The organism is Paenibacillus sp. JCM 9796, from assembly GCF_055379675.1.
Map to the genome: position 1 here is coordinate 575,794 of NZ_AP043723.1, position 12,245 is coordinate 588,038.

Genomic DNA, 12,245 nt, shown 5'->3' on the forward strand with positions numbered 1-12,245 from the left:
AACCTCCATCATACCGGGCGGCACCTTATCGGAACCGCCCACCCGAATCCTTCATTATTTAAAGTATTGTTCGATATCCTTCTGCGCTGCGTCGAGCGCCTCTTTGGCATTCCGGTTGACCAGCACTTCGCTTACCGCGATGCCCAGACGGTCGCCCATTCTTTTCCATTCCTTGATTCTCGGACGATAATCGGGATTTGCTTTATCCATGCTTTGCACCGTTACGTCAATCCAGCCCGGGTAATTGTACTTGTTGCGGAAGCTCTGGTCTTCCCACACGGATTTCCGGGTGGCGTCGCCGCGCATGCCGTCAATTGCCGTTTTGAGCTGAATCTCCTTGCTGGTCGCCCAGGCCATAAATTGGAAGGCGGCCTCTTGATGCCTGGAGCCTTTCGGGATCACAAGACCCGCCGTATAGACGCTCGGAGAGCTGCCGGCCGGACCGCTCGGAACAGGAGCATATCCGATCTTGCCTACAACCTTCGAGTTTTCAGGGCTTTCCAGCCTGGATGCGAAGTTTGTGGCATCGATCGCCATAGCCACGGTGCCCTGCTGAACCGCCAGCTGCACTTGGTCCCAACTGAAGTTGGAGGCGCCCGGAGGGGCAGAATTTTTCAGCAGCTCCGCATAAACCTCGGTTGCCTTAATCGCTTCGGGGCTATTGACGACCGGTTTGCCGTCTACCAGCCATTTGCCGCCGAACGCGTTATAGAATCCGGCCCAAACATAAATGTTCATGCCTTCTCCGCGCATTCCGCGCAGCGCGATCCCGTATTTGCCGTCTTTCGTTAATGCTTTCGCCGTTGTGACAAGCTCGTCAATCGTTCCCGGAGGCTTCGTAATTCCGGCCTTCTCGAACATTTCTTTGTTGTACATCAGCATCGTGCTCTCGCCGTAGAAAGGCAGTCCGTACGTTTTGTTGTCCGTTTTGAAAGCATTAAGAAATCCTTCAAGGAAATCCTTCGATTGCACGGTGGCTTCGTTTTTGGCGATCATGTCATCCAGGGGTGCTACCCAGCCGGCCTTGGCATATTGCGTAGTGAACATCATATCCATCATGACGACGTCATATTGATCGGAATTGGAAGCAAGCGCCAGCTCCGTCTTGGAATGCAGTTCTTCTTGCGGCAAAATATCAAATTTGACCTTAATACCGGTTTGCTTCTCGAAATCGGGCAGCATGGCTTTAATCGCATCTACGGCCGTATGCTGCTGCATGGCAGCGGTAATCGTCACCGCCTGCTTCGCTTCCCCCTCTTTGGCAGCACCGCCGCCTTCACTCTGACCGCCGGAGGAACAAGCGGCAAGCAGTCCGGACATGACCATCATTCCTGATAAAGCAAAGGCTGATTTGCTTTTCCATGTTTTGCTCATTTTTTCATCTTCCCCTTTTAGAAAGTTATTAGGACGATTCCAAACGTTTGGCCAGCACCGCGTATGTTTTTATCATCACCTCCCACAAGATTAAAATAAGAAACGCGCCAATCTACAAAGGCTTGACCGTTACCTGCCGCAGCATCTCCTGCATGCCGGCTGCATGCACGTGCCCGGCAATCGGATATAAGGCGTTGGAAGCGGCGGCGGCGGTTCCCCATGCAACAGCTTCAATCATGCTGGACGCTGCGGGCTTATCCCCGAGAAGATCGAGAAAGTTGGCTGTCCCCCCCACCAAAGCGTCCCCGCAGCCTACCGTATTCACCGCATCAATAACGGGCGGCAGAACCTGCCATGCCTGATTCTCCGATACGACGAGCGATCCGTCTTTGTCCAGGGAAACGACTACCCATGAGATGCCTTGGGCGATCAGGGTTCTGGCCATATGGATTACGCTTTCGGCACTGTCCGCGCGTTGACCGGTCAATTGGGCCAATTCGTCCCGATTAGGTTTAAGAAGGAAGGGAGCGCTTTCAATTGCTGCGCGTAAGCTCTCTCCGCTGGAATCGAGAATCGTGAGCGCCCCCGCCTCCTTCGCAGCCTGGATAAGCTCCGCATAAGCGTGAATCTGAAGACCTCTCGGCAAGCTGCCCGAAAAACTGATCACGCTGCTCTTGGCCGCCAAATCCTTCACTTTGACCTTCATCTCTTGCCATTCAACCGCGCTAATCTCAGGGCCGGGCTCTAAAATCTCGGTTTGGGTTCCCAAACTTTGATCGATGATGTTGAATGCTTCCCGGGTTTGACCGGTTACCCAGACGGGATCGCTTGCAATTCCTCTGGCGCGCAATTGCTGATCGACGAATCGCCCCGTGTCTCCGCCGAGGAAACCGGAAGCGGTTACATCGGAACCCAATAAACGCGCAACCTTGGCCACGTTATTGCCTTTCCCTCCAGGCTCGGCGGCAATTTCCGCAACGCGGTTCACGCTGTTTATCCGGAAACGTTCGATATAATGAACTTTGTCTATAGCGGCATTTAAAGTAATGGTTGTAATCATCAAATCATCCCCTATGAAGTCGCTCACTTGAACAATGAAAATATGTTTCGTAATCATATGTTTTTAGTTTCGTTTTGTTTCGAATTAATTCAATAATATTTCGTTTAATTATTTTTGTCAATCCTTACTTTGCAAATTTTACAATTCGAAAACGCAGGTATATGCTGCGAGCAAAAAAACTTGATGGCTCCAAGGCTGCCGGCATTCCTTAGACAAAAAAATGCCCCTGTCTGCGTCAGCAGCCCTAAACGGGGCTATTGACAACAGAAGGGGCTTGGGAAGCAGCTCAAGTCCGCGGCAAGAAGCTGTCGCTTTGCCGGATGTTACCTGACGTATTTGTTAAAATCAACGGCAAACTCGACATAATAACTGGTGTTGCTCTTATCGAACACCTTCAGCACAGCCGGCTTGGTGAAATCAATCTCGCTGACAGGAAAGTTCGCCAGTTTGTACCGGCTGTAATACTCATCGACCGATACGTCGGTCGGCTCAATCATTTTGTTTCCTTGTACCAACACGACGGCAAACCCTTTGGCGAATCCTTTATAAAAATTAACATGAAAACCGAGCTTATTGTAATCGATGTACTTTTTCGCCGTCGCTGCATCGATGAGCTTGTCTTCCTTATAGTAGGATAAGCCTGAGGCTGACGCTACCATCTCGTACGGCGGTTCAATGTTGGCCTCGTATACAAGCGGGCTTTCGTATTCGCTCTTCTTGGGCGGCGAATAGGTCACAGGAAGCATAAAGGGCTTGCCGCATTCCAGCAAACAGCTCTTCCCCAGCGCAATCGCCTCTTTGATCTTCGCGTCGTCGATTGCGTATATATACGCCGGCTTGACGGCGGCAGCCGGCGGGGCCGATTGCTGCTGCGGCGCAGCTTGTGTATTCTCCTTATTGGGCGCCTCGGTTTGTGGAGCGTTCGCTATCACGGGTTCTTGTTTCGGAGTCGGGACGGACTGACTTGCGGTTTGCACGGCAGGCGCTTTCTTGGAGTCGGTGACGATAATAAACGCGACAACACCCCATACGCCGAGTACGACCAAAGCGAGAAAAGATAGTACATATTTCATTGCATTGCATCCCCCAAGTTGTTAGTTACGTTACATTATTAGTTCGTAAACCCTATTGACTTTCCTACGAGCTATTATATAGGAGTAACTTAAAAAATCAATATATGCGATATTTATAATTTCATCCGTTTCCATAAAAATCCACGACGATGTATTGATTAATCGTTATGAAAGCGCTACAATAAAAGAAGCATATCTCAAATTTATACTTCATCTTAATCCTCATAAGAAGGGAATTGATTAGCAATGCCCCCACTGAAAACTTATGAAGGTTTTAAAGAAAGGTTCGAAGAGATGCAGGATTTGTCTTTCGATTGCTACCGAACCGATCCTCAGTTGTTTGGCATTATTGATAGCTTAGTCAGGCTCGGCGGTATGCTAACCGAATCAGCTCCGGAAACTTATGTTCGCAGTCAATTGGAAACGGCCTACAACGGCTTGAAGAAGTATAAGGAAGAACGGATGAGCAGCCTTTAGCGCTGCTCTTTTTGTTTGTGTCTCCGGCATTTGCATGCTGAAATACATTTGGTATCATGATAGGGACGACTCATGACGAGGAGAGGTTCGAATGAAAGCCTTACTACTGAAAGCCCCCGGTAAACCGGATACGCTAACCGTATCGGAATTACCGGTGCCGGAACCGGGTCCGGGAGAAATTCGGGTGCAGGTTCGCGCAGCAAGCTTGAATCCCATTGATTATAAAGTTTCACTGAACGGGCATCCCGACTGGGTCTACCCTTTCGTGCTCGGCGTGGATGTGGCCGGGGTCGTCGATACCGTCGGTGAAGGCGTCACGCAGTGGTCGCCCGGAGACCGCGTGGTGTATCACGGCAGCTTCGTTAAGCCGGGAGGCTATGCGGAGTACAGCGTCACCAAGGCGCACACTGCGGCTTCCATTCCTGAGGGCATATCGTTCGTGGAAGCCGCAGCTTTTCCTTGTGCGGGATTGACGGCTTATCAAGCACTGCAAAGAAAAATGCGTCTCCAGGCGGGCCAATCCATCCTGGTGCACGCCGGAGCCGGGGGTGTCGGCGGCTATGCGATTCAATTGGCGCGGACGTTCGGCGCTTCCACCATCATCACCACGACTTCCCCTGCCAACTTTGATTATGTGAAGAGCCTCGGAGCTCACTTGGCGATCGATTACAACCATGAGAACGTACGCGAAAGGGTCATGGAGGCGACTAACGGCCTTGGCGTGGATTGTATCCTCAATTCGATCAATCGAAGTACGGCCCAGGAGGATTTATCCATGCTGTCATTCGGAGGACAACTGGCTTGCATCGCCGGCGCTCCGGAAACGGTTGCCGACTTCCAGCCGTCCCACCAAACGTTCACGGTTCACAAAATGATGCTGGGTGGAGCACATGTATCCGGAGATGTCCGAGCCGAGCAAGAGCTTGGCCAAATGGCGGCCGAATTCATGGAGCTGATGACAGCTAAGAAGGTGGAGCCGATGGTAACGGAAGTCATCTCGCTGAAGGATGTGCCGGAGGCGCTGATCCGCTTATCGCAAAGACATGTCAGAGGCAAAATTGTAGCGGAGCTGTAAGCTCAGCCTGCCGGAGAAGGGTGTCCGGGACAAGCGTCCTGAGCCCTTCTTTTTTACTTTAGAAAAGGTTAGGGCGTGATTTTGTTGTTTCTGTTGAAAAAGTTTGCCTTTTGGCTCTCGATCATTAGCCTTGTCATAGGCTTAAACAACTACTGGGGAAATGACGATAAGAACATTCTCCTTATTGGACTTAACCCGTTCTTGAATTCCGTTGCATATACAGAGCCATTGCGACATTGGATATTCGATTATGATAGTGCGAAACTGGCTGCCGACAGTGCAAGTATCCGGGTTCGGTTTCCTGCTTACCTGATCCATGTCAGCTCTTTCTTCTTGGCAGGACTTATCATCGATTTTCTAATCTACCTGTTCAAACGCAAACAAACTTTTAAATAGGTTGGTTAGCACGTTTATTGTTCCATCCGGTCTCCGGAAGATCCCGTCTCACACCTGGGCACTCTGTTTCCTTAGTCGGGTTCTCCGGTTTACTTTCCTATCATATAATCATTCTATGCCGATCAGCTCCTTCCAATTTTATTATGAAATCTCATATAACGAATGTAGGGGGAATCCAGTAATGGCTGCCATTATGATTGTTGACGACTCAGCGTTCATGCGGCTTATATTGAAAGATATGATACAAAAGTCGGGACACCGGTTGGCCGGGGAAGCGGAGAACGGCTGGACAGCGGTTCAAACTTACCGGGAGGTCGATCCGGATTTAGTCATCATGAACATCATCATGCCGGACTTAAACGGAATCGAGGCTCTCAAAAAAATAAAGAGCATCCATCCTTCTGCAAAAGTCGTGATGTGCTCCGCCATGGGAAATCAATATTATGTCATCGAATCCATTCAGGCGGGAGCGATCGATTTTATTATGAAACCGTTTGATGAGGCCAGAATGATTCATGCCATTCATAAAGCTCTCAGCTAGCAGGCAGGAAAAAATAACTATAGTTATTTTTCAATTGGCAAGCCGAGGGTGTTTCCGGTTATTATGGGATCAAATAGGGATTAAATAGGAGCTGCATCAGATTTGGATCCAATGAAAAGCGGTAAATTAAAAGGTAAAATAGCACTCGTTACAGGCGCAAGCCGGAGTGCTGGAATTGGGGCGGCTATTTGTAAAGCGCTGGCTGGCGAAGGAGCCGATATTTTTTTTACATACTGGGTCGGCTATGATGAACAAATGCCATGGGGCGGCAATAGCGCGGAACAAGAGCAGCTAAGAAAAGAGATTCTCCGGCTTGGCGTTCGCTGCGAACATGCGATGGCCGATCTTGCCGATGTAAGAAGCATCCCTCACATCCTGAATGAGGTCGAGGAAGCTCTCGGAAAGCCGGCCATCCTTATTAATAACGCTTGCTATTCCGTGAACGATAATGCGGATACGATTACAGCAGAATCGTTAGACGCCCACTATGCGATTAACATAAGGGCCGTGACCTTGTTAAGCGTGGAATTTGCAAGAAGGTTTAATCAAGGCACCGGAGGAAGAATCATCAATATGACTTCCGGTCAATCTCTCGGCCCTATGGTCGGCGAGCTTTCGTATGCCGCGACGAAAGGGGCTATAGAGGCTTTGACCCGAACTTTGGCAGCAGAGATCGGGTCAAAAGGCATTACGGTAAATGCCGTTAATCCCGGGCCGTCCGATACGGGCTGGATGACGCCGGAAGTGCGGCGGGAGCTTGCCGGCCGTTCCCCTTTGGGCCGAGTAGGCCTGCCTCAAGACGCGGCGCGCCTCATCGCTTTTCTGGCGACGGAAGACGCCGGGTGGATGACCGGTCAAATCTTCCATTCCGATGGTGGATTTCGATGAGATAAAGAGAATGGCATAACCCTACGGCCACATCTGCCCGTGGTACGACATGTCCCAGAACATGTACTCGAACCGGGTCGTGTTCAAGAAGATCGTCTCCAGCTTCGCCAGCTCGGCTTCGGTCTTCCCGGCCGCGAGCGTATCGAGCAGGTCGATGCACCAGCCCGCCAATTCGCCATACTCCGGCGAGCTGTACATCCGGATCCATTCGCCGTACAGCTCATGTTCGGCCGCGCCGGGTATGGCGTTCAGTTCTTTGCCGATCTCCCAATACCCCCACATGCACGGCAGCAAGGCTGCCACCAACTCCGCGAGCGAACCTTTCTGCGCCTCATGCAGCATGTAATGCGTATACGCGAGCGTAATCGGCGAAGGCTCCGCCTCCTCCAGCTCGTCTTCCGAAATGCCGAAGCGAGCGGCGTAACTGCGGTGCAGCGCCATCTCATCGTGCAAGGTTGCATGCAGGAGCGCCGCAAACTTGCCCATCGTCCCGAGGTCTGCCGCTTTCACGGCGCCCAGCGCGAACAGCTTCGAGTACTCGATCAAATACAAGTAATCTTGAATCATATAAAACCTGAACTTCTCTTTCGCCAGCGTCCCGTTCCCCAGCTCTTGAACGAACGGATGATCGTGGTTTTGACGCCAAATCGGCCTCAGCTTTTGCTGCAAACGCTCTGAAAATTTCATGGCTAATCCCCTCCTGGACTTCCGGCACCGGCTTGTTGGTTGGATTGACATACAAAAAACCACTCTCCGCCGTGAAAGTGGTTGAACATGTCACCCTAAATTGTAACATATCGATCGGGAAGAAGAAAATTTTATCAAACGATGTCAAACTCGATCCTGGCTGCATATATATAGGAGGGTTCATTTTTAATGATGAAGGAGCTGGCATTGTGGTAGAAACAACGGCAAGAGATGTACGTGAGGAAAAGGAATACGCAGAACGTGTATTGGATGACATGGGCTTGAATCAGATTGCCAACTGGCTGCGTGTGCTGCCCGAGGACCGATGGGAGAAATTGTTCGTCTTCTACTGGCCGACGCTGGCCAGGAAATGCGGCATCCGGACCTAATATCTTCTACATAAACACGCTCGTTTGCGCCGTCCGGCGCCTGCGGCTTGCCGGGTTTCCTCCGCAGAAGATGCGTCCGGCAAAGCCGCTTTTTTGTGTCGCCTGGCTGCCGCTAAAGCGTCCATTCGCCCGCAAGCAGTACGTAAAGCTCCATCAAGAACGCCTCCGCCGATACGAAACGGAGTTCGGCTTCGAGCTCCAGCTTGGCGGCCAGCCGCCCGGCGATCTCCGCGGCCAGAGCGTCGCGCTTGATTCCCGTCAGCGACGGAATCCGTTCCACGTAGGCGGACAGCAGCAGCCAGTCTTCGCGCTCCACCCGTCTGCGCTGCAGCTCCGTTAACGGAAGGTTGGGACGACCGGCCATCTCACGCTGATTCAGCCATTTCTCCGTTTGGCGGCGTCGATGCAGCTGTTCCCGGCGCGTGTCGCGCACAACGAGCGTGCCGGCGGCGAGATCGCCCAGCCTTTTATCCATCGGATGGAAAAAGATCCACAGCCCCCCCAGAAAATATAACCAAGGCAAGAAATCGATAAGCCGGAAAAAATTGCGGATGATCGCGGACAAGAAGGTGACCGGTTGGCCGTTCTCTTGAATGACGCGCAACCCCAACTGCTTCTTGCCTACTGTCTGGCCGTTCATATAATACTCGGCTAACACGAAGTACCCGCCGCTCAGCACCGAACTGAACACGATGATAAAGGCGAGTGCATATTCGCCCGGCATATCGTTCACGCCGATGCCCATGACCATGAGCGCCAGCCCGATCAGCAGGCACACCGCGCCGAATACGAGCATCAACAGCAGCACGTCGATCAGTTGTGCGGCCGTGCGGCTGCCGAGTCCGGCTGTACGGAATTGCAGCCGCACGTGCTCCGGCGTGACAACCGTCGCTTCCCGGTTATAGCTATCGTTCATTTCCCCACTCTCCTTCTTCTATTCATTGTGGTAGTATGAACTTATCGTCTTGAAGGAGGATGCTCCGTCTTATGGATATTCAGTACTTTATTCGTGAGCATAAGCCCGTTTGGTCCGAATTGGAACAGCTGCTCGAGCCGTTCGAGCGAAGCAAGCGGACGGTGCAGGCGATGCAGATCGATCGTTTGACACTGCTTTACAAAACCGCCTCGGCGCATCTGGCGTTCGCACAAACGTACTACCCGGGCGACGAAATCGTCCCCTTCCTGAATCAGCTCGTTTCGCGCGCGCATCAGGCGCTCTTTGCCGGGCAGCGCCAGCCGGCCGGCCGGCTGGCCGACTTTTTTAAAAGCCAGTTTATCGGTTTCGTGCTGGAGCGCAGACGGTTCATCGCCGCAGCCCTCCTGCTGTTCATCATCGGCGGACTTTCCGGCTTTCTCGCCGTTTGGTCCGATCCGTTGAATTTGTACACGGTAATTCCCGCTCAAATCGCGGAAAGCATCAATCCGCATCAAGTCGGACGGGGCCACGACGATCTCCAGAGCGCGGTCATGTCCTCGACGATCATGACCAACAACATCCGCGTCGCCGTGCTGGCGTTTGTCAGCGGTATTACGTTCGGCCTATTAACCGTCTACTTGCTGCTCTACAACGGCCTCTTGATCGGCGCCTTAACCGCCGTGTTTTGGCAGTCCGGCAACAGCTATAGGTTCTGGGCCTACATCCTGCCACACGGCATCATTGAGCTGGCCGCTATTTTTATCGCCGGGGGCGCCGGTTTGTATATGAGCTACCGGATGATTAACCCGGGACCGTATACGCGTAAATATATGTTCCTGCGCTCCGTAAAAGAATCGGCGCTGCTGCTCGTCGGTACGATCCCGCTGTTCGTCATCGCCGGTATCATCGAAGGGTACATCATCCCGTCCGGACTTTCGCTCGAAGCGAAGTACGCCTTCGCCGGGTTAACGCTGCTTGCGCTGGCCGTGTACGTCCTCTACGGCATCGCGAACGGGCGCAAGCTGCTGTTGGACGAAACTTCGCACGGACTTCACGCGCCGGACGTACAGCCGGAGCCGAAGCGCTCACCCGTCTAATTCGGCCGACGGTTTCGAGGCGCCTACAGCCTGTCGCCGGACTTCACGTCCAAGTACCGGTTGACGGCCGTCCAAGCGAGCTCGCCAACCGGGACGTCGACCACATCGATGCCCCCGGACGCCATCTCAGCCGCGTACGCTTGACGCTCCAACGTCATCTTGTGCGCCAAGCTTTTGACGAAAGCTTCGCGTTTGCCGCCCGTCTCCATGATCGTCCAACGGTGCAGCGCCTCGTCCCGAAGCCCGAGCAGCAGCAGGAGGTGCTGCTTTTGCATGCGCAGCAGCAGCGGACGGAGCTGGTCCTCGTACATATAATTGTCCATGTCGGAGAACAGCACGGTCAAGCTGCGCTTCTTCTGCACACGCATCAGATGATGCAGGGCGGAGGCGTAGCTGGACTCCACAAAATCGCTTTGCAGGTGGAAGAGCGCTTCCGTAATCGCCTGCAGATGGCCGGTACCCGTGCCGGGCGGCACGTAAGCTTTAACCCGGTTCGAGAAAGCCATCACCGCGACTTTATCCCCCTGCTTCAAGGCCACGGCCGCCAGCGACAGCGCCGCTTCGAGCGTCGCATCAAGCTTCGCGCGTCCGTCCAGTTCTACGCCCATCATGCGCCCGCAATCCAGCATAATCGTGACGACCTTCCCGCGCTCGGGCCGAAACACGTTCGTCATCAGGGCCCGGGACCGGGCCGACGCCCGCCAGTTGATCAGGCGCGTGTCATCGCCCTCCACATACTCGCGAATCATGTGAAACTCCGACCCGGCACGTTCCTTGCGGAACACCCGTTTCCCCTCCAAAATCAATTGATGCTGCACGGAAGCCAATATACCGCGAGCACCCGACATGTCCGGATAAATGCGAATGTCCTGTGCAACCGGCGCAACCAGCTGTTTCTCCCAAAGTCCAAGCGACCCGCGAATACGCAATCGGGCAAACCGGAACTTATGAATCCCGCGCTCGCGTCCGCAAGTCGTATACAGGATCTCGGCCGATCTCCCCTGCCAGTCGGCAGCAAGCGATTCGACCGGCACGGCAAGGAACGACTGCGGCACATCGTCGGCAAGCTCAAGCCGCAGCGAAACCGGCCGGTCCGTCTCGACGCGCACCGCAACTTCGAAAGGCGCGTCCCGGTCCGCATGGCTCGGCAGATCGCGGCTCACCCGAACATGCCTTCTGCGCGGAAGCAGCGACAGATCCAGCACGGATGCGCCGAGCAGCGCGCCGTTGACGAGCAAGAAGGCCGCTGCGCCCGCGCCGAGCGCATACCCGGCAGCGATCAACGCCGCGCCGCTGGCGGCGGCGGCCGCCATGCGGGGCGTCGGTACGATCATGCGCCGCTGTATCGCATCAGCGAGGGACCGGAATCGAGGCCAACGTTTCCTGGATGAAGTGGTCACTCGTCTCTCCCTCCAATTCAATCTGCGGCGTCAGCAGCAGCCGGTGCCGGAGCGCCGGTCCGGCTACCGTCTTGATGTCGTCCGGCGTCACATAGCGGCGGCCGTCTAGCAGCGCCCATGCCCGCGAGGCCATCAGCATCGCAATCCCCGCACGGGGACTTGCGCCAAGCAGCAGCCTTTTATCCTCCCGCGTCTTGCGGATCAGGGCGGCGATGTAGCCGATCAGCGCGTCCTGAACCACGACATGCGGCAGTTCAGCCCGCAGCGCCTTGAACTCGTCGAGCGACAACACCGCCTCTTGCGGCTGTTCCTGCACTGCGTAGAACGGCTTGTGGCCTTTCAATATGTTCAATTCCGCCTCCAGCGACGGATACGACACCGTTAATTTGAACAAAAACCGGTCGAGCTGCGCCTCCGGCAGCGGATACGTGCCTTCGTACTCCACCGGATTTTGCGTGGCGACGACAAAAAAAGGATCGGGCAGCGGATAGGTCGTGCCTTGAATCGTCACCTGCCGTTCCTCCATCGCCTCCAGCAGCGCCGCTTGCGTCTTGGGCGGCGTACGGTTGATTTCGTCGGCCAGCAGCAAATTCGTAAATACCGGCCCCCGTATCGTCTGAAACTCGTTGTCCCTCATATTAAAGATTGCGCTGCCGGTCATATCGCCCGGCATCATATCCGGCGTAAATTGAACCCGGCTGAACGACCCCTCCGTCAAATCGGCGAGCGTGCGCACCATCTTCGTTTTCCCAAGCCCCGGAACCCCTTCCAGGAGTACGTGGCCTCCGGCCAAAAAAGCGGTCAGCAGCAGGCGGATATTCGTCTGCTGTCCGATCACGATTCGTTCCATTTGCTGCAGCAGCTGTTGCATC

General features: G+C 54.0%; 13 protein-coding genes. 6 read left to right on the forward strand and 7 right to left on the reverse strand.

Features of this window, described 5'->3' with window-relative positions; all coding sequences use genetic code 11:
* Nucleotides 1-54: 54 nt before the first annotated feature.
* The 3 genes from ACZ439_RS02945 to ACZ439_RS02955 form a co-directional block, all read right to left on the reverse strand.
* A complete protein-coding gene (locus ACZ439_RS02945) occupies nucleotides 55-1,374 on the reverse strand; it encodes an ABC transporter substrate-binding protein (RefSeq protein WP_464620602.1) in 1,320 nt (439 codons plus the stop codon).
* Between the two features lie 112 nt (nucleotides 1,375-1,486).
* Nucleotides 1,487-2,434 (reverse strand): 1-phosphofructokinase family hexose kinase, encoded by a 948-nt coding sequence (locus ACZ439_RS02950; RefSeq protein ID WP_054795300.1) that lies wholly within the window; start codon nucleotides 2,432-2,434, stop codon nucleotides 1,487-1,489.
* A gap of 323 nt (nucleotides 2,435-2,757) precedes the next feature.
* Nucleotides 2,758-3,507, reverse strand: a complete 750-nt coding sequence (locus ACZ439_RS02955; RefSeq protein WP_054795287.1) for a hypothetical protein — start codon at nucleotides 3,505-3,507, stop codon at nucleotides 2,758-2,760.
* A gap of 246 nt (nucleotides 3,508-3,753) precedes the next feature.
* On the opposite strand from ACZ439_RS02955, the gene ACZ439_RS02960 reads away from it, so the two are divergent.
* From ACZ439_RS02960 to ACZ439_RS02975, 4 genes are all read left to right on the forward strand, one after another.
* Nucleotides 3,754-3,984: a hypothetical protein gene (locus ACZ439_RS02960; RefSeq protein WP_054799049.1), complete on the forward strand. Its 231-nt coding sequence runs from the start codon at nucleotides 3,754-3,756 to the stop codon at nucleotides 3,982-3,984.
* A gap of 91 nt (nucleotides 3,985-4,075) precedes the next feature.
* A complete protein-coding gene (locus ACZ439_RS02965) occupies nucleotides 4,076-5,059 on the forward strand; it encodes a zinc-binding dehydrogenase (protein WP_054795289.1) in 984 nt (327 codons plus the stop codon).
* Nucleotides 5,060-5,636: 577 nt separating this feature from the next.
* Complete coding sequence (locus ACZ439_RS02970) at nucleotides 5,637-5,996, forward strand: response regulator (protein WP_127605665.1); 360 nt, start codon at nucleotides 5,637-5,639, stop codon at nucleotides 5,994-5,996.
* A gap of 111 nt (nucleotides 5,997-6,107) precedes the next feature.
* Nucleotides 6,108-6,884: an SDR family oxidoreductase gene (locus ACZ439_RS02975; protein ID WP_054795301.1), complete on the forward strand. Its 777-nt coding sequence runs from the start codon at nucleotides 6,108-6,110 to the stop codon at nucleotides 6,882-6,884.
* A 21-nt stretch (nucleotides 6,885-6,905) separates the two neighbouring features.
* Here ACZ439_RS02975 and tenA read toward each other — a convergent pair whose 3' ends face one another.
* On the reverse strand, nucleotides 6,906-7,571 hold the full coding sequence (gene tenA, locus ACZ439_RS02980; RefSeq protein WP_372812911.1) for a thiaminase II: 666 nt from the start codon (nucleotides 7,569-7,571) through the stop codon (nucleotides 6,906-6,908).
* Nucleotides 7,572-7,780: 209 nt separating this feature from the next.
* Between tenA and ACZ439_RS02985 the strand changes: the two genes are divergently transcribed.
* Complete coding sequence (locus tag ACZ439_RS02985; protein WP_464620603.1) at nucleotides 7,781-7,960, forward strand: hypothetical protein; 180 nt, start codon at nucleotides 7,781-7,783, stop codon at nucleotides 7,958-7,960.
* 112 nt (nucleotides 7,961-8,072) lie between these two features.
* On the opposite strand, the gene ACZ439_RS02990 is transcribed toward ACZ439_RS02985, so the two are convergent.
* Nucleotides 8,073-8,876 carry an RDD family protein gene (locus ACZ439_RS02990; RefSeq protein ID WP_372812909.1) on the reverse strand — a complete coding sequence of 268 codons (804 nt, stop codon included), beginning with the start codon at nucleotides 8,874-8,876 and terminating at the stop codon, nucleotides 8,073-8,075.
* Nucleotides 8,877-8,947: 71 nt separating this feature from the next.
* On the opposite strand from ACZ439_RS02990, the gene ACZ439_RS02995 reads away from it, so the two are divergent.
* Nucleotides 8,948-9,973 (forward strand): stage II sporulation protein M, encoded by a 1,026-nt coding sequence (locus ACZ439_RS02995; protein ID WP_464620604.1) that lies wholly within the window; start codon nucleotides 8,948-8,950, stop codon nucleotides 9,971-9,973.
* 23 nt (nucleotides 9,974-9,996) lie between these two features.
* Here the strand turns inward: ACZ439_RS02995 and ACZ439_RS03000 are convergent, their stop codons facing one another.
* Complete coding sequence (locus ACZ439_RS03000) at nucleotides 9,997-11,373, reverse strand: DUF58 domain-containing protein (protein WP_464620605.1); 1,377 nt, start codon at nucleotides 11,371-11,373, stop codon at nucleotides 9,997-9,999.
* The gene (locus ACZ439_RS03005; RefSeq protein WP_155614236.1) at nucleotides 11,324-12,244 is read right to left on the reverse strand and encodes an AAA family ATPase; all 921 of its coding nucleotides are present in this window, start codon (nucleotides 12,242-12,244) and stop codon (nucleotides 11,324-11,326) included. Before ACZ439_RS03005 ends, ACZ439_RS03000 begins: the two co-directional genes overlap by 50 nt.
* Nucleotide 12,245: the final 1 nt, after the last annotated feature.

What these genes read in the sequence shown, in the direction of transcription:
- ACZ439_RS02945 (WP_464620602.1), bottom strand. Translation starts at nt 1,374, where the DNA reads ATGAGCAAAACATGGAAAAGCAAATCAGCCTTTGCTTTATCAGGAATG.
- ACZ439_RS02950 (WP_054795300.1), bottom strand. Translation starts at nt 2,434, where the DNA reads ATGATTACAACCATTACTTTAAATGCCGCTATAGACAAAGTTCATTAT.
- ACZ439_RS02955 (WP_054795287.1), bottom strand. Translation starts at nt 3,507, where the DNA reads ATGAAATATGTACTATCTTTTCTCGCTTTGGTCGTACTCGGCGTATGG.
- ACZ439_RS02960 (WP_054799049.1), top strand. Translation starts at nt 3,754, where the DNA reads ATGCCCCCACTGAAAACTTATGAAGGTTTTAAAGAAAGGTTCGAAGAG.
- ACZ439_RS02965 (WP_054795289.1), top strand. Translation starts at nt 4,076, where the DNA reads ATGAAAGCCTTACTACTGAAAGCCCCCGGTAAACCGGATACGCTAACC.
- ACZ439_RS02970 (WP_127605665.1), top strand. Translation starts at nt 5,637, where the DNA reads ATGGCTGCCATTATGATTGTTGACGACTCAGCGTTCATGCGGCTTATA.
- ACZ439_RS02975 (WP_054795301.1), top strand. Translation starts at nt 6,108, where the DNA reads ATGAAAAGCGGTAAATTAAAAGGTAAAATAGCACTCGTTACAGGCGCA.
- tenA (WP_372812911.1), bottom strand. Translation starts at nt 7,571, where the DNA reads ATGAAATTTTCAGAGCGTTTGCAGCAAAAGCTGAGGCCGATTTGGCGT.
- ACZ439_RS02990 (WP_372812909.1), bottom strand. Translation starts at nt 8,876, where the DNA reads ATGAACGATAGCTATAACCGGGAAGCGACGGTTGTCACGCCGGAGCAC.
- ACZ439_RS02995 (WP_464620604.1), top strand. Translation starts at nt 8,948, where the DNA reads ATGGATATTCAGTACTTTATTCGTGAGCATAAGCCCGTTTGGTCCGAA.
- ACZ439_RS03005 (WP_155614236.1), bottom strand. Translation starts at nt 12,244, where the DNA reads ATGCAACAGCTGCTGCAGCAAATGGAACGAATCGTGATCGGACAGCAG.